The organism is Micromonospora sp. NPDC051141 (genome assembly GCF_044455765.1).
GTDB lineage: Bacteria > Actinomycetota > Actinomycetes > Mycobacteriales > Micromonosporaceae > Micromonospora.
Window position 1 is genome coordinate 22,299 of record NZ_JBITFD010000029.1, and the last position, 17,047, is coordinate 39,345.

Annotated in this window: 10 protein-coding genes; 7 read left to right on the plus strand and 3 right to left on the minus strand. The window is 72.2% G+C overall.

The features are described from left to right. The first annotated feature begins 168 nt into the window (after positions 1 to 168). Positions 169 to 975, plus strand: coding sequence for an HAD family hydrolase (locus tag ACIA6B_RS32040; protein ID WP_396779151.1), 807 nt, complete (start codon positions 169 to 171; stop codon positions 973 to 975). Positions 976 to 1,094: 119 nt separating this feature from the next. Here ACIA6B_RS32040 and ACIA6B_RS32045 read toward each other — a convergent pair whose 3' ends face one another. Continuing rightward, positions 1,095 to 1,841 carry an oxidoreductase gene (locus ACIA6B_RS32045; protein ID WP_396779153.1) on the minus strand — a complete coding sequence of 249 codons (747 nt, stop codon included), beginning with the start codon at positions 1,839 to 1,841 and terminating at the stop codon, positions 1,095 to 1,097. Between the two features lie 176 nt (positions 1,842 to 2,017). Here ACIA6B_RS32045 and acs point away from each other — a divergent pair, with 176 nt between their 5' ends. The 5 genes from acs (at position 2,018) to ACIA6B_RS32070 (ending at position 11,411) form a co-directional block, all read left to right on the plus strand. Continuing rightward, positions 2,018 to 4,006, plus strand: coding sequence for an acetate--CoA ligase (acs, locus tag ACIA6B_RS32050; protein ID WP_396779155.1), 1,989 nt, complete (start codon positions 2,018 to 2,020; stop codon positions 4,004 to 4,006). Between the two features lie 206 nt (positions 4,007 to 4,212). Next, positions 4,213 to 7,005 (plus strand): immune inhibitor A domain-containing protein, encoded by a 2,793-nt coding sequence (locus tag ACIA6B_RS32055; RefSeq protein ID WP_396779157.1) that lies wholly within the window; start codon positions 4,213 to 4,215, stop codon positions 7,003 to 7,005. A gap of 347 nt (positions 7,006 to 7,352) precedes the next feature. Next, on the plus strand, positions 7,353 to 9,755 hold the full coding sequence (locus ACIA6B_RS32060) for an immune inhibitor A domain-containing protein (protein WP_396779169.1): 2,403 nt from the start codon (positions 7,353 to 7,355) through the stop codon (positions 9,753 to 9,755). A 106-nt stretch (positions 9,756 to 9,861) separates the two neighbouring features. Continuing rightward, positions 9,862 to 10,392, plus strand: coding sequence for a hypothetical protein (locus tag ACIA6B_RS32065; protein ID WP_396779159.1), 531 nt, complete (start codon positions 9,862 to 9,864; stop codon positions 10,390 to 10,392). Positions 10,393 to 10,478: 86 nt separating this feature from the next. Then, entirely contained in the window at positions 10,479 to 11,411 is a 933-nt protein-coding gene (locus ACIA6B_RS32070; RefSeq protein ID WP_396779161.1) for an alpha/beta fold hydrolase, read from the plus strand. 1 nt (position 11,412) lies between these two features. On the opposite strand, the gene ACIA6B_RS32075 is transcribed toward ACIA6B_RS32070, so the two are convergent. Continuing rightward, positions 11,413 to 11,778 (minus strand): hypothetical protein, encoded by a 366-nt coding sequence (locus tag ACIA6B_RS32075; protein WP_396779163.1) that lies wholly within the window; start codon positions 11,776 to 11,778, stop codon positions 11,413 to 11,415. Next, complete coding sequence (locus ACIA6B_RS32080; RefSeq protein WP_396779165.1) at positions 11,775 to 15,530, minus strand: SseB family protein; 3,756 nt, start codon at positions 15,528 to 15,530, stop codon at positions 11,775 to 11,777. Before ACIA6B_RS32080 ends, ACIA6B_RS32075 begins: the two co-directional genes overlap by 4 nt. Positions 15,531 to 15,683: 153 nt before the next feature. Here ACIA6B_RS32080 and mycP point away from each other — a divergent pair, with 153 nt between their 5' ends. Beyond that, positions 15,684 to 16,892, plus strand: a complete 1,209-nt coding sequence (mycP, locus tag ACIA6B_RS32085; RefSeq protein WP_396779167.1) for a type VII secretion-associated serine protease mycosin — start codon at positions 15,684 to 15,686, stop codon at positions 16,890 to 16,892. Positions 16,893 to 17,047: the final 155 nt, after the last annotated feature.

A 17,047-nucleotide genomic window follows, 5' to 3' on the forward strand; every position in this document is an offset into this window, starting at 1 on the left:
GAGGACAAGCATGCCGCAGCCGACCCTTATACGTCGAGTGGTGTTCACTCCACGCAAAGCTAATTTCTTGCGCGTCCATGTGACCGGCGTCACTCAGCCGGGTGCACCTCAGGTTAGGGGTCCGGGGCGGGCGGCTCTGGGCGTCCCGTCCGGCTAGACTTTCGCGCCGTGGGCCGTGGTGCCGCTTTCTTCGATCTCGACAAGACCGTCATCGCCAAGTCGAGCGCTCTGGCGTTCGGTCGGCCGTTCTACCGGGACGGGCTGATCACTCGGCGTGACGTGGTCAAGTCGGCGTACGCGCAGCTGATGTTCCGGCTGGGCGGCACCGACGAGCAAACCATGGCCCGCACCCGGGACTATCTGGCCACGCTCTGTAAGGGCTGGCCGGTGGAACAGGTCCGCCAGATCGTCGCGGAGACGCTGCACGAGCTGATCAACCCCTACGTGTACGCCGAAGCAGCCGCCCTCATCGAGGAGCACCAGGCTGCCGGCCGGGACGTCGTGCTGGTTTCCGCCTCCGGCGAGGAGATGGTCCGGCCGATCGGCGAGCTGCTCGGGGTGACCGACGTGATCGCCACTCGGATGTCGGTCGTCGAGGGCCGCTACAGCGGCGAGGTCGAGTTCTACGCGGCCGGCCCGCGCAAGGTCGACGCCGTGGGCGAGCTGGCCCAGGAGCGCGACTACGACCTGGCCGAGTCGTACGCGTACTCCGACTCGTACAGTGACCGGCCGCTGCTGGAGTGCGTGGGCCACCCGTCCGTGGTCAACCCGGACCGGGCGCTGCGCAGGCTGGCGATGGAGAACGCCTGGCCGGTGCTGGAGTTCCGGCACCCGATCCCGCTGGGCCGCCGGTTGCGGGAGCGGCCGGCGGTGCCGGTCGCGGCGGCGGCGCTGGGCGTGGGTGTCGGTGTCGCCATCGGCATCGCCTGGTACGGCCGGCACCGCCGCACCCGGGCCGTCGCGCCCACCGCCTGACCCGGCTCGGCCGCGACCGCCGGGAAGGCGGCACCACGAGAAGACAACACAACCCGAAGACAGCACCCCCAGAAAGCGGCCGCACCCAGGAGCCGGAAGCACCCAGGAGGCAGCGCGCGTCAGGAGGCGGTGAGGATCTCGTCGCCGATGAGCGTGATCTGCTCCGCCCCGACCTCCACCGCGGCCATGTAGTGCCGCAGCCAGGAACGCAGGCCGTCCGGGGTGCCGGTGGCGAAGGCGCCGGCCGCGCCGACGTACTCCGGTTCCCGCTCACGGTGCCCGACGTCCACCGCGACCAGCCCGCGGGGGTCGAACCCGGTGGAGATCAGCACCAGTCGCGCGGCGGCGCGGGCGACCACGCCGGAGGGGCCCGGGAACGGGCGCAGGTTCAGCAGTTCGCCGTGCACGACGGCGGCCAGCACCAGCGGCGGTACCTTCGTGCCGCCGGCCACCAGGCCGGACAGGCCGTCGAGGCGGGCCGCCACCACCGGGTCGGCGACCGGGCGGCCCAGTTCCTCCTCGGTCACCACGTCCCGGGCGGCGAGCACGTGCAGCCGGGCGAGCACCTGTCGGGGCGCCTTCGGCCAGAGGTCGCTCAGGCCGGGCAGCGCACCGGCGACCCGCAGCGCGCCCTGGAGCACCGGATCGGTGACGGTGCCGGCGCGTACCTCCTCGCGGTCGTGGTCCCGGCCCTCCAGTGCGGCGCTGGCGACGGCCGAGCGGAGACTGATCTCGGCGGCGAGCGGGCCGCCCTGGCGGCGCAGCGCGCGGTGCCGGTGGGCCTGGTCGACCCGGTCCCGGGCCTGCTCGACGGCGGGCGCGACGTCGGCGAGCGCGAGCAGCGGGGCGAGCGGATCGGTGGTCACCCCGTCACGCTAGCGACACGACCGGAAGGGCCGAGCGGGGGCCCGGCCTTGCACCTCGGCGCGGAGGGGGAGCCGCTGAGCGCGCGGAGCGGGGCGGGCGGTCGCGGGCCGTCGGTGCCGCGGCTAACCTTCCCCGGAGTAGGGAGACGCAGGTCACGCGACGAAGGAGTCACCGTATGAGCGAGGCATTGGCCAATCTGCTGAACGAGACGCGCCAGTTCCCGCCGCCGGCCGAACTCGCCGCGAACGCCAACGTGACCGCGGAGGCGTACGAGGAGGCGACCGCCGACCGGCTCGCCTTCTGGGCGCGTCAGGCCGAGCGGCTGAGCTGGGCCCAGCCGTGGGAGCAGGTGCTCGACTGGTCGAACGCCCCGTTCGCGAAGTGGTTCACCGGCGGCCGGCTCAACGTGGCGTACAACTGCCTGGACCGGCACGTGGAGGCGGGCCACGGCGACAAGGTGGCGATCCACTGGGAGGGCGAGCCGGGCGACACCCGCACGGTCACCTACGCGGACCTGCACCGGCTCACCTGCCAGGCGGCGAACGCGCTGACCGAGCTGGGTGTGACGGCCGGTGACCGGGTGGCGATCTACCTGCCGATGATCCCGGAGGCGGCGGTGGCGATGCTCGCCTGCGCCCGGATCGGCGCCACGCACAGCGTGGTGTTCGGCGGCTTCTCCGCCGACGCGTTGACCAACCGGATCCAGGACGCCAGCGCCAAGGTGGTGATCACCGCGGACGGCGGCTTCCGGCGGGGCAAGCCGTCGGCGCTCAAGCCGACCGTGGACGAGGCGGTGGCGAACTGCCCGTCGGTGGAGCACGTGCTGGTCGTCCGCCGCACCGGCGAGGAGGTCGGCTGGTCGGCGAAGGACCACTGGTGGCACGAGACGGTGGAGACCGCCGCGCCGGAGCACGAGGCGCAGGCGTTCGACGCCGAGCACCCGCTGTTCATCCTCTACACCAGCGGCACCACCGCCCGGCCGAAGGGCATCCTGCACACCACCGGCGGCTACCTGACCCAGACGTCGTACACGACGCACGCGGTGTTCGACCTGAAGCCGGAGACCGACGTCTACTGGTGCACCGCCGACATCGGCTGGGTGACCGGGCACTCCTACATCGTCTACGGCCCGCTCTCCAACGGCGCCACCCAGGTCATGTACGAGGGCACGCCGGACACCCCGCACAAGGGCCGGTTCTGGGAGATCGTCGACAGGTACCGGGTCAGCATCCTGTACACCGCGCCGACGCTGATCCGCACCATGATGAAGTGGGGCGAGGACATCCCGGCGGGCTACGACCTGTCGTCGCTGCGGCTGCTCGGCAGCGTCGGTGAGCCGATCAACCCGGAGGCGTGGATCTGGTACCGGCAGTACGTCGGGCGCGGTGAGCTGCCGGTGGTCGACACCTGGTGGCAGACCGAGACCGGGGCGATGATGATCTCGCCGCTGCCGGGGGTGACCGAGGCGAAGCCGGGTTCGGCGATGACCCCGCTGCCCGGCGTGGTCGCCGACGTGGTCGACGACCAGGGCGAGTCGGTGCCGAACGGCGGGGGTGGCTACCTGGTGCTCACCGAGCCGTGGCCGTCGATGCTGCGCACCATCTGGGGTGACGACAACCGGTTCCTGGAGACGTACTGGTCGCGGTTCGGGGCGGGCGCCAACGCCGGCGACAGGTGGGTCTACTTCGCCGGTGACGGCGCCAAGAAGGACGACGACGGGCACATCTGGCTGCTCGGCCGGGTGGACGACGTGATGCTGGTGTCCGGGCACAACATCTCCACCACGGAGGTGGAGTCGGCGCTGGTCAGCCACCCGTCGGTGGCCGAGGCGGCGGTGGTCGGCGCGACCGATCCGACCACCGGGCAGGCGATCGTCGCGTTCGCCATTCCGCGCGGCAGCGCGGAGATCACCGGCGACGCGGGTGAGCAGCTCATCGCCGAGCTGCGCAACCACGTGGCGAGGACGCTCGGCCCGATCGCCAAGCCACGGCAGATCATGCTGGTGCCGGAGCTGCCGAAGACCCGCTCCGGCAAGATCATGCGCCGGTTGCTGCGGGACGTGGCGGAGAACCGGTCGCTGGGCGACGTGACCACGTTGCAGGACTCCTCGGTGATGGAGTTGATCTCGTCGGGGATGAGCGGCGGCAAGTCCGACGAGGACTGACGACACCGGTACGGCAGGGGGCGGGTCGCGCGGCGGCCCGCCCCTCGCCGTACCCGGGAGCCGTGCCGGTCGATCGGCGGAGGAGCACTGGCCTGTTCACCCCTGTCGATGGTGCTTCCCGTCGACTACGTTCAGCCGCACCGGCAATTTTCGACACGCGTCACTGAGACGGCCGGTCCCTCACCATTCCCTACGAACGGAGTGGCATGCTCCCCAGTTCGCAGTCCCGGGCCCGCCGACGACTACTCGTCGCGCTGCCCGCCATCGCCCTCGCGGCCACGTCGCTGACCGTGACGGGTAGTGCGTCGGCTCAGCCGTCCCGGTCCGCGCCGGCCACCATCGCGGCGGATGAGTTCTACATCAACTATGCCGAGCCCGAGGTGCAGCCGGACACCGGCGGCAAGGAGGCCAAGGGCAAGGACGGGGTCTTCTCCGCACCGGCGGACGAGGCCCGCGCCTACGACCGCAAGTACGCCGGCGGCAACCCGATCGCGGCCCGTGAGCTGGCCAAGCTGGAGGCCAAGTCCATCCGGACCGGCCAGAGCCCTCGCGCGATCAAGAAGGCCAAGAACACCCAGACCGCCAAGCTGCTGACACTGCTGGTGGAGTTCAACGACAAGGCCAACGACGACTTCACCGGCGTGATGGTGCCGAAGACGGTCTTCGAGGACCGCACCTGCGTGCCCGGCACGGTGCAGAACGGGCCGCGGCACAACACCATCCCGAACCCGGCCACGCTGCCGCACAAGGACAACAACTCGATGTGGGTGCCGGACTTCTCGCCGGCCCACTACAACAAGATGCTCTACACCAAGCAGGGCATCACCGAGCGGGTCCGCAAGGACCTCAAGGGGCCGGACGGCAAGCCGGGCATCAGCCTCGCCGGTCGGACCATGCACAACATGTACCTGGAGATGTCCAAGAACGCGTACACCGTGGACGGGCAGGCCAGCCCGTGGATCACGGTGCCGCACTCGGAGGGCTGGTACGCCGCCTCCCGCTGCTTCCAGGACGAGAACGGCAACTGGGTCGCCGGCCGTGAGCAGTCGATGAACGGTCACCCGGACAACCCGCAGGGCGCGGGCCGGCTCGCCACCGACGCGATCGACGCGTTGGCCGCCGCCGACCCGAGCTTCCCCTGGGCCGACTACGACATCGAGGACCAGAGCGACCGCGACGGCGACGGCAACTACCACGAGCCGGACGGCGTGATCGACCACCTGGTGCTGGTGCACGCCAACCAGGGCAAGTCCCGTGGCGGCGGCGACGTCGGCGTCTACTCGGTCTGGGCGCACTCCTCCACGGTGGCCGGTGGCTACACCATCCCGGGCACGAGCCTGAAGGTGTCGAACTACATCGTGCAGCCGGAGGACGCCGGGGTCGGTGTCTTCGCCCACGAGTTCGGGCACGACCTGGGCCTGCCGGACCTCTACGACACGTCCGGCAACGCCGACTCCGACGTGGACTTCTGGGACCTGATGGCGTCCGGCTCACACTCCGGTGAGATCTTCCAGGCGCTCCCCACCCACATGGGCCTCTGGGACAAGTGGGTGCTCGGCTGGGCCGAGCCGAAGACGTTCGGGCCGGGCGACCGGGCCAAGCTGGTCAAGCTCGGGCAGACCTCGCGTACGCCGGTGGGCACCGAGGACGGCATCAAGATCGACCTGCCGGACAAGGTGATCACGCTGGCCGAGCCGCACAGCGGCGCGAACATGTGGTACTCCGGCGCCGACCAGGCGTGGGCGGACGTCAAGCTGAGCCGCACGGTGAGTGTCCCGAACGCCGCCGACGCGAAGTTCTGGATGTGGAACGACTACGTCATCGAGGAGGACTGGGACTACGGCTTCGTCGAGGTCTCCACGGACGGCGGCGCCACCTGGACCGAGCGCAAGGTGTACGACGAGTCCGGAGCGCTGGTCTCCACCGATGACGGCTACGCCGACCCGAACGGCCGGATGGTCGACTTCGGCAACAAGAAGTACGGCCTGACCGGCAGCACCGGCGGCTGGCGCCACGACTACGTGGACCTCTCGCCGTACGCCGGGCAGACCGTGCAGGTGCGGCTGCGGTACGCCACCGACGAGGCGTTCCAGGAACGCGGCTGGTTCGCCGACGACTTCTCGGTGACCGGCGGCGGCGCGACCACCTGGAGCGACGACGTCGAGGGCGGCGCGGCCGGCTGGACCCAGACCGGCGGCACGTTCACCGACACCACCGGCGCGGGCTGGCACGTCGACTCGGGCACCCAGGTCCGCTCGCACTACTACCTGGCCGAGTGGCGCAACTTCGACGGCTTCGACAAGGGCCTCAAGTACGCCTACGACACCGTCTACTCGCACGAGGCGTGGAAGGTCGACCGGATCGCGTACAACGCGCCCGGCATGCTGGTCTGGTACCGGGACACCGAGCTCGGCGACGTCAACCACGTCACCGCGCAGATGACCGCGCTGCCCAGCTACGGCGCCAAGGGCGGGCTGCTGATCGTCGACTCGCACAACGACCCGCTGCGTCGCACGGGCGTGGCGGCCGAGAAGGACCCGTCGGTGCTGGACAACCTGCCCAGCCGGCCGCAGTCCTCCAACGCCGCGTTCGGGTTGACGAAGACCTACCCGTTCAAGGAGTGCCTGGAGGCGGCCGACGAGCCGTACAGCGAGTACTGCACGAAGTTCGGCGCGCAGGCGCCGGTGCGGGGCTTCACCGACAACAAGGGCTGGTACCCGGGCATCGAGATCCGCGACGGTTCGCCGTACGCGCGGGACAACGACGCCTCGGTGGTGGTCCCGTCGAAGGGCAACCAGCAGTACACGACCCGGGTGGTGAACCCGGACGGCACCCCGGCGACCGACTACTACGGTACGACGCTGGGTGGCGGGGCGATCGTGCTCGGCACCGGCAACCCGGGTGACGCGGGCGTCGGGTACGGCACGTCGATCATCATCAAGCGCGCCGCCAAGGACAACTCGTACGCCCAGGTGTACGTGGTTCCGCCGCGGAGCTGATCAACACCTTCAAACCGGAACCGGAATGCCCGGAATACGGGCCGGACGAGCCGGATGACGGACGGGCCGGGAGCGGTAGCGCTCCCGGCCCGTTCCGTATATCCATCCGTTTCGCTGCCTTCGGCCGAACGGCCATCGCCGCTGGTCAACGCCTTGGTGACGAAGCAGAGTGTGACGGCGAAAGTCAACCCCAACAAAAAGTTGCTACAAATCGACGCACACATCTTCACAGCAGTCCCAGCAGTGTCTATGTTCACCGTGGGTCCCACTTGTGGGACGTTCCACCGGCCCGTACCCCCATGGGGCCGGTTCCCTCACACCGGAGGTACCACGTGCGCAAAGTCGCAGTGGGTCTGCTCGGGCTTTCGCTGACCGCAACGGGGCTGATGGCGGGCACGTCCGCCAGCGCCGCGCCGACGCCGAAGCTGCCAGCCGCCGCCCCGTCGGTGGCCGAGCCTGCGCAGGCTGAGCACGACCTGCCCAACCCGCTCGAGGACAAGCGGCGCGCACTGCGCCAGGAGGGCCTGAGCGAGGTTCTCTCGGGCCGGGCGAAGGCCCAGAAGATCAACGGCAGCACCGTCGTCAAGGTTGGCGAGAAGGCTGCCGAGGGTGCTTCGGCGGGCAAGGCCGCCAAGAGCACCAGGGCCGGCAAGGGTCCCACCGAGGACCAGTACGTCGAGCTGTCCCGCGAGAAGACCGACAAGATCTTCGTCATCCTCGCGGAGTTCGGCGACGAGCGGCACCCGAACTACCCGGACCAGGACACCGCCCCGGCTGTGCCGGGTCCGACCCGGTTCGACGGTCCGCTCGTCAACCAGATCCCCGAGCCCAACCGGGCTGTGGACAACTCCACGATCTGGCAGCCGGACTTCAGCGCCGACCACTTCCGGCAGCTGTACTTCGGCACCAACCCCGGTGACGAGTCGCTGAAGCAGTACTACGAGGCCCAGTCCTCGGGTCGGTACAGCGTCGACGGCGAGGTCACCAACTGGGTGAAGGTCAAGTACAACGAGGCCCGCTACGGCCGTTCCAACGGCTACCCGTGCGCCTCGAACGTCTGCAACAACACCTGGGCGCTGGTCCGCGACGCCGCGAACCAGTGGGTCGCCGACCAGAAGGCCCAGGGCCGCTCCGACGAGGAGATCGCGGCCGACGTCAAGTCGATGGACGAGTGGGACCGTTACGACTTCGACGGCGACGGCAACTTCAACGAGCCGGACGGCTACATCGACCACTTCCAGATCGTCCACGCCGGCGGCGACCAGGCCGACGGTGACCCGATCCAGGGTGAGGACGCGATCTGGAGCCACCGCTGGTACGCGTTCGCCAGCGACCAGGGCAACACCGGTCCGGAGAACTTCCCGGCCGGCGGCACCCAGATCGGCAACACCGGCGTCTGGATCGGTGACTACACGATCCAGCCGGAGAACGGTGGCCGGAGCGTCTTCTACCACGAGTACGGCCACGACCTCGGTCTGCCGGACGACTACAACGTCACCAGTGGTGGGGACAACAACAACGAGCACTGGACCCTGATGGCCCAGAGCCGGCTCGGCGCCAAGAACGACGCCGGCATCGGCGACCGCGGCGGCGACCTCGGCGCCTGGAACAAGCTCCAGCTCGGCTGGCTCGACTACGAGGTGGTCGTCGCCGGTCAGAAGCGCACCCTGGAGCTGGGCCCGCAGGAGTACAACTCCGCCAAGGCGCAGGCCGCCGTGGTGGTGCTGCCGCAGCGGGCGTACGAGTTCCAGAACGGCAAGCCGTTCGAGGGTACGAAGCAGTTCTTCTCGGGCAACGAGGACGACCTGAACACCACGATGACGCGGAGCATCGACCTCACGGGGAAGAGCAGCGCCGCGGTGTCGATGAAGGGCCGTTACAGCATCGAGGCGGACTTCGACTACCTCTTCTTCGAGGCCTCCACCGACGGTGGCCAGAACTGGGTCTCGCTCCCGGGCACGGCCAACGGCCAGCCCCTGAAGGAGATCTCCCCCGGGCGTTACGCCCTGGACGGCTCCAGCGACGGCAACTGGGTCGACGTCAACGTCAACCTGGACTCGGTCGTCGGCAAGGCCGTGCAGTTCCGGCTCCGCTACCAGACCGACGGTGGCGTGTCCGAGGGCGGCTTCTACGGTGACGCCCTCACCGTGACCGCCGACGGTCAGACGCTGCTCACCGATGGCGCCGAGGCCGGTGCCCCCGGCTGGACGCTCAATGGCTGGAGCATCGTCGAGGAGACCTACACCCGTCTGTTCGACAACTACTACATCGCCGGTAACCGGTCGTACGTCTCGTACGACAAGTACCTCAAGACCGGCCCGTACTTCTTCGGTTACGCGAACACCCGCCCGGACTACGTGGACCACTACGCGTACCAGGAGGGTCTGCTGATCTCCTACTGGAACCTCCGGTGGGCGGACAACGACACGTTCGTGCACCCGGGTGAGGGTCGGAACATGATCATCGACGCCCACCCGCGGCCGATCTACAACCTGACCGGGGCGCCCTGGCGGGCCCGCGTCCAGGTCTACGACGCGCCGTTCGGCCTGAAGAAGGCGGACTCGTTCACGCTGCACCTCAACAGCCAGCCGCAGTACATCCGTGGCCAGGCCGCGCAGCCGCTGTTCGACGACACCAAGCAGTACTGGTACCCGGAGCTGCCGAACCACGGCGTCAAGCTCCCGGCCACCGGCACCAAGATCAAGGTCCTGGAGCAGGACGGCACCTCGCTGAAGGTCCGCTTCTCCTGAGCCACTGATCCACGCCACACCACGACGAGGCCCGGGCAGGTCACCTGCCCGGGCCTCGCCCTGTGCCGGGCGGGAACCGTCGCGACCCGCGGCGCGTCCCAAGCGGGTGACCACAACCCTCGACCGCCGCCTCGCCGCGGTCCTCGCACTGCCGCTGGCCCTGGCGCTGGCCGGCTGCGCGAACCCGGAGAACGGAGGAGACGTGTCCGCGTCCGAATCCCCCGCCGGTCCCGGCGTACCCACCGGACCCGTCGGCGGCACGCCGCCGCCCCCGTCCCCGACCGCCCCCCGCCCGACCGCGCCGACGCCGACCGCGCCGGCCCCGGCCGCGTCCACCGGCCGGCCCCCGCTCTCCGCGACCGATCTGCCGACGCTCCGGCCGCCGACCGGCCCACCACGGCTGCCCACCGACCAACGCAAGCCGAACGTCCTCGCCGGCCGGCTCAGCCACGGTGGGAGCGGCCCCTGCTACACGCTGGTCACCGACGACGGCCAGGAACACGCCCTGTACGGCCCGGACCAGGGCACCTGGCCCACCGGCACCTGGGTCCGGGTCACCGTGGGCCCGCCGCCGGCGGGTGTGGAGTGCGGGCCGGGACGGCTGGTCGGCCTGGTGCGCATCGAACGCGTGGGCTGACCCGCCCGACGTCCCGTCCCGGAGAATCCCCTGAACCTGGGCACCTACGGGGCCGGCGGGCGACCGGCGGCCCTAGGCTGTGCCCCATGAGCGACCAGCGCGGCGGGTTCGCCGACGAATCCTGCGTCCTGCCCGAAGGGCCGTGGACGCACCGGTTCGTCGGCGCCAACGGCAGCCGGTTCCACGTCGTCGAGGCGGGCACCGGCCCGATGGTGCTCTTCCTGCACGGCTTCCCGGAATACTGGTACGCCTGGCACGAGATGCTGCCGGCGGTCGCCGACGCCGGCTTCCGCGCGGTCGCCGTCGACCTGCGCGGTTACGGCGCGAGCGACAAGCCACCCCGGGGGTACGACGGCTACACGCTCGCCGCCGACGTGGCCGGCCTGATCCGCGCGCTCGGTGAGCGGTCCGCCACCGTGGTCGGCACCGGCGCGGGCGGCCTCATCGGCTGGACCGCCGCCTCGTTCCACCCCACGCTGGTCCGCCGGCTCGTGGTGCTCGGCGCACCGCACCCGCTGCGGCTGCGGGCCGCCATCGTCGCGGACCCGCGCGGCCAGTTCGCCTCCGCCACGGCCACACTGAAGTTCCAGCTCCCCCGCTACGAGCACGTGCTGACCCGGGACGACGCCGCCGAGGTGGCCGAGATGCTGCGCCGCTGGGGCGGGCCGGCCTGGGTCGACGGCCCGGACTTCGACGACTACGCCCGGTGCTGCCGGGTGGCGATGCAGATCCCGCAGGCCGCGTTCTGCGCCCTGGAGGGCTATCGCTGGGCGTTCCGGTCGGTGCTGCGGCTGCACGGCTACCGGTTCGTCAAGCTGATGCAGAAACCGCTGGTCACCCCGACTTTGCAACTGCACGGCGCGCTGGACCGGGCCTCACTCCCCCGCACCGCGCAGGGCTCCGGCCGGTACGTCAGCGCCCCGTACGAGTGGCGGCTGCTCGACGGGGTGGGCCACTTCCCGCACGTGGAGGCGCGCGACGTGGTGCTCGGTGAGATCCTGCGGTGGGCGAAGTCCTGACTCAGACCCGTTGCTCGCCCAGGCCGGCCACCTCGGTCGCGGGCGCCCAGCCCTGGTAGACGCCGAAGTCGAACGCCTCCAGCCCCATCGCCTCCGCCACCGGCCAACGCCCACCCGTGTACTCCACCCGCAGCCAGCCCTCGTGCTCGGCCAGCACGATGAACGGCTGCCCCTGCCAGGTGCAGGTGGTCCGCACGTACGCCAGGTCGTCGACCTCGGCCGCCGGCACCACCCGGACGTACCGGCCGGGGCGCGCCTCGGTGAAGCCCTCGCCCGGTTCGGGCTGGTAGAGCCGCACGTCGTCACCGTCCGGGCTGGCCTGGTACTCCCGGCCGCGCCACCGGGCCACGTAACCGTCGCGGCTCACGCCCCGTCCGCCTTCCGCCACAGCAACGCGTCGGTGTCCAGCACCGCGACCAGCCGGGCATCGCCGTCGGCGGCGACCCGCCACAGCTCGGCGCCGTGCGGCAGCCGGGCACTGTCCACCTTGAACTCGGCGATCACGTCGCTGCTCTCGCCCGGCGCGAAGCCGTTGCCCCGGAACGGGTACCGCTCGATGACCCAGCCCTCCATCGCCCGCATCGCGGCCTCGTTCTGCCCGCCGTACGGGATCCGGTAGAGGCTCGGCCGGTAGGCCGGCCAGCGCAGCAGGTACAGCTCCTCGGCGTCCCGGGAGAACGGGGACCCGGGATGGCCGAGACCGAGCGCGTCGAACAGCTCCGCCGGCGTACGCAGGTGGGCCAGCTCGCCGGCCCGGTGCACGAAGCCGGACACCCGGTCGTAGCCACGCTCCAGGTAGTAGGCGAGCTGGCTCGCCGCGATGGCCTTCTGCATGACCACCGGCCGGGTCGGCTTCGCCACCGGCGCGTCCGGGCGCGGCTCGGCCGTGGGCGCCGGTCCGGTGGCGGGCGGTTCCGGCTCGGTCTCCGGGTCGTCGCCGAGCCCCACCTCGGCGGCCCAGTTGGCCAGCGCCAGGACCTGCTCCCCCGGGTACGCCGCGCCGACCGGCGTGTCCGGGTTGACCCGGAACGACCAGGCCACGTCCGGCCACTGACGGATGAGCTGAACGAACTTGACCCGTACCGTGTCGACCGGCCCGCCGGCGTGATCGGCGAGCCGCTCCGGCGAGGTGTAGACCACCACGTACCGCACCCCGTCGACCGTCTCGGTACGCCAGGAGAAACCCGGATCGCCGGGCCGGCTGCCCGCCGCCGAGTCGAACGCGACCGGCAACATCACCCGGGCCAGCAGCAGCGTGGTGAGGAAGCCGTCGGTGTTACCGCTGGCGGCAGCCGCCAGCAGCTCCTCCTCCACCTCGTTCGCCGGCACGAAGTCCGGCTCCACCGCCGGGCGGCCGGTGCCGTCGCTCACCGGCTCGACGCGCGGCTCCTCGGCGGTGACGTACGGGATCGTCTCCGTCTCCAGCCCCGTCTCCGACGACGGGGACGGCTCGTCGGACGGCGACGGCGCGAAGAGCGATGTGGTCGGCTCGTCCGCCGCCGACCGGCTGGCCGGCGCGAAGAGTGACGTGGTGGAATCGTCCGCCGCCGGCGCGAAGAGTGACGTGGTGGAATCGTCCGCCGCCGGCGCGAAGAGTGACGTGGTCGGCTCGTCCGCCGCCGGCGCGAAGAGTGACGTGGTCGGCTCGTCCGCCGCCGACGCGAACAATGAGGGGGTCGGCTCGTCCGCCGCCGGGCGGCTGACCGGCGCGAACAACGACGTGGTCGGCTCGTCCGAGGGCACCGGCGCGAACAGGGACACCGTCGGCTCGGCTGCGACCGGCGCGGGCAACGAGGTGGTCACCTCGTCCCCGGCCGGCGCGAACAACGACGTGGTCACCTCGTCCGAGGTTGCCGGCGCGGGCAGGGACACCGTCGGCTCCGCCGCGACCGGCGCGAACAGGGACGTCGCCTCGTCCGGGGCCGGGCTGGACAGGAACGTCGTCGGCTCGTCCGGGACCTGCGGAGACAGGGACACCGTCGGCTCGGCCGGGACGGGCGCGGCCCGGTAGGACAACGGCTCGAACAGCGACCTGGTGGATTCCCCGGCGGAGGACGTCACCGGGGTGCCCGGCTCGTCCGACAGCGACGCCGATGCTGGCGACGACGGCTGAGACGGCGAAGACGACGGCGGAAGCGACAGCGACGGCGACGGCGACGGCGAAGGCGAGAACAGCGGCGTGGTCGGCTCGAACAACGATACCGTCGGCTCGTCCGGGTACCTGGCCGGCCGGGCGAGCGACACCGTCGGCTCGTCCGGCCCGGTCGGCAGCGGTGCCGCGTCCGCCGGGACGGATGCCTCGGCCGCCGGTCGGAGCGGATCGATCACCGAACTGGTCGGCTCGCTGGCCGGGGACGGGGACGGCTCGGCGGCGGCCGGCGAGAGCGGTGCCGTCGTCGTCTCCCACGCCGATCCGACCCGGTCCGAGCGCGGCCCGGTGGCGAACGGCTCGGTGAGGGCCGATGACCCGGCGTCGAACGGGTCGATGGCCGACGGCCGGGCGGCAGACGGCTCGGCAACGGACGGCCCGGAGACGAACGGCTCGGCAACGGACGGCCCGGAGACGAACGGCTCGGAGACAGACGGCCCGGAGACAGACGGCCCGGTGGCGAATGATTCGGGTGCCCTGCGGTCGTCAGCCCACCCGGACTCGTTGACGTCGACGGCCGGCGACCCGGCCGGCTCGGCGGCGTCCACCCGGGACACGACGGGGCCGGTGGCGGCGTACACCTCGGAAGCTGGCCCGGTCGCCGCGGGTGCGGTCAGGTCTCGGGCCTCGATGACGGTGCCCTCGATGACGATCGGCGTGAAGTCCCGGCGCGGCGCGGGCGGGGCGGACACCGGCTCGGCCATCGACGGTGGCAGCGCCTCGGCCTCCGTCGGGTCGTCGAGCGGGGTCCAGCCCGGCGCGTCACCGTCGGTACGCGTTCCGGCCCACCGGTCGGGGGCGGGCGGGCCGGAGTGCCGGCGGGGCAGTGTCCGAGGGATGTCCTCGGGCGGGCGGGCCGGCCGGAACGGCACCGCCGGCTCGGCCGGCGTCGGCGCGGGCTCGTCCGCTCCCACCCGGAACGGTCGGGTCTGGTCCTCGCGCACCGGCTCGTTCAGCGGCCGGCGCCGGGGAAACGGTTGGCCGCCGGCGAACCGGGAGGGCGGCGTCGCCCGCTCGCCGGACCGCCTGGGGATGTCCAGCGGTGAGGGCCGCCGGGTCGCGCGGCCCGAGGTGGGCTCGAAGAAGGAGCGGGCCGGTGGCGGGGGCGGCGGCGCGGGCGGCTCGTCCGGCGTCGCACGGCCGGCCGCGAACGGGTCCGGTTCGTCGGGACGGCGACGCAGGTCGGTGAGCCACCCGTCGAGCGCGTCCGGGTCCGCCCCGTCGCCCGCCCCGGCGCGCCCGTGGTCGCCGGGCACCGGGCGGCGGTGCGGCGCCGTCGGGGCGCGGCGACCGAGAAGGGGAACGGATCGCATGGGTACGGTGGCTGGCTCCTCGGCCTCCGCCACCCGCCCGGCACGGCCCGACGGGGCCGGCGGTGTCGCGGCGGTCGGAACCGGAACGGACGGCGCCTCGCGGGCGGGTTCGGGGACAGCGAACCGGCCGGATTCCGCGCCGACGTCGCGTGCCGAACCGGGGACGCCGTCACGCGCCGGCCCGGGAACGCTGTCACGCAGCGGCCCGGGGACGCCGTCGCGGGTGGCCCGGGCGGCGCTCTCCACCCGCTCCAGACGGGCTCGGGCGCCCATGGTCCGGCCGGGCAGCCGGACGTCGCCCCGGGCGAGCTGGGCCACGTACCAGGCGGGCAGGTAACCCTCGATCGGCAGGCCCGGGTTCACCGCCAGCCACCACTCCTGGTTGGGCCAGCCGGCGGCCAGGTCCGGGTACGCGACGAGGCGCGTGGCACCGGCGTTCTCGCCCAGGCTGGCGCGCAGCGCGGCGACCGACGTGAAGGCCAGCACGTGCGTGCGACCCTCGGAGGTCCAGGTGCCCCACCCCGCGGTCGGGCCGCCGGCGATCGGCAGCACCAGATCGACATGGGTCAGCACGCGGAAGTATTGTTGCTGGTCCTGCGCTCGTAGCGCGTCCCGCATCGCCACCTCGGCCTCGGTGGCCGGCTCCCATCCGGTCACGGGCCACCTCTCCTTCCGCGCACAGGCCACAGGCATCGCCTACAACCTACAAGGTGGTAACAAGATCACAATGCCTGGCCATCGACGGTCGGCCGTGGCGTCGGCGAGGCGCTAACATCCCGTTCCGGAGTCGACACGTTACGGAGGTCGTCGATGCCCCGGCCCCTCGCGCGCTCCACCGCGGTCGCGCTGGCGACCCTCCTCGTCTCCGGTCTGCCGGCGGCCCCGGCGGCGGCGGCCCGCGTGCCGTCCGGCTGCGCCACGCCGCCCGCGCCGGCCCGCCCGGTGGCCGAGCAGCCGTGGCCCCAGCAACGGTACGCGCCGGAGCGGCTGGCCCCGCTCGCGACCGGCGCGGGCGTGGTGGTGGCCGTGGTCGACTCGGGGGTGGACCGGTCCCATCCGCAGCTCGCCGGTCGGGTGTTGGCCGGTGCCGACTTCCTCGACCCGGACGGGGACGGCACCCGCGACTGCGCCGGGCACGGCACCGGCGTGGCGAGCATCATCGCCGCCGCGCCGGTGCCGGGTGTCGCGTTCCGGGGCCTCGCGCCGGGCGCGCGCATCCTGCCGGTACGCGTCAGTGAACAGCAGGTGGTCGACGGGCGGGAGTCGGGGCGTACGGTCGATGCGGCCGACTTCGCCCGGGCCGTCCGCTGGGCCGTGGACCACAACGCCGACGTGCTCAACCTCTCGGTCGTGCTGTACGCGGACGACCCGGCGGTGCGCGCCGCTGTCGCCTACGCGGTGCGGCGGGACGTGGTGGTGGTGGCCGCCGCCGGCAACCTGCACGACAGCGGTGATCCCCGCCCCTTCCCGGCCGCGTACGACGGGGTGCTCGGCGTCGGCGCGATCGGGCGGGACGGGACGCGTGCCGCGTTCTCCCAGACCGGCCCGTACGTCGACCTGGTCGCCCCGGGCAGCGAGGTGCTGATGGCGGCGCCCCGGCAGGGCCATCGCCGGGCGGAGGGCACCAGTTACGCCACGCCGTTCGTCGCCGGCACCGCCGCGTTGCTGCGGCAGTACCGCCCCGGGCTGCACGCGGCCGAGGTCGCCGGGCGGATCGTGGCCGGCACGGACCCGGCACCGGGGCGGGGCGAGGGCTACGGCGCCGGGGTGCTCAACCCGTACCGCGCGGTGACCGAGTCGCCCGGCGGGGCCGACGCCCGGCCCGGCCTGGCGGCCGCGCTCCCGGCGGACCGACCGGACCCGGCCACGCTCGCCCGCCGGTCCCGCCGGGCCGCGGCCCGGGACCGGGCGCTCCTGGTGGCCGGCGTGACAGGCGGCGCCGCGGCGCTCGTGGCGCTGCTGGCCGTGGTGCTCCCCCGGGGAACCCGCCGACGCTGGCACCCCGCCAACCCCACCTGACCCCGTCCCCACCCCACCCCACCCCCACCCCCACCCACACCCACACCCACACCCACACGCCGACGCTTCTATAGGTGAGCCGGTTCTGGGAGGGATTGGTATCGGTAGGGTTCGACGTCGGTGATCGACGAGTGACTCATGCAAGATCTGGCCGC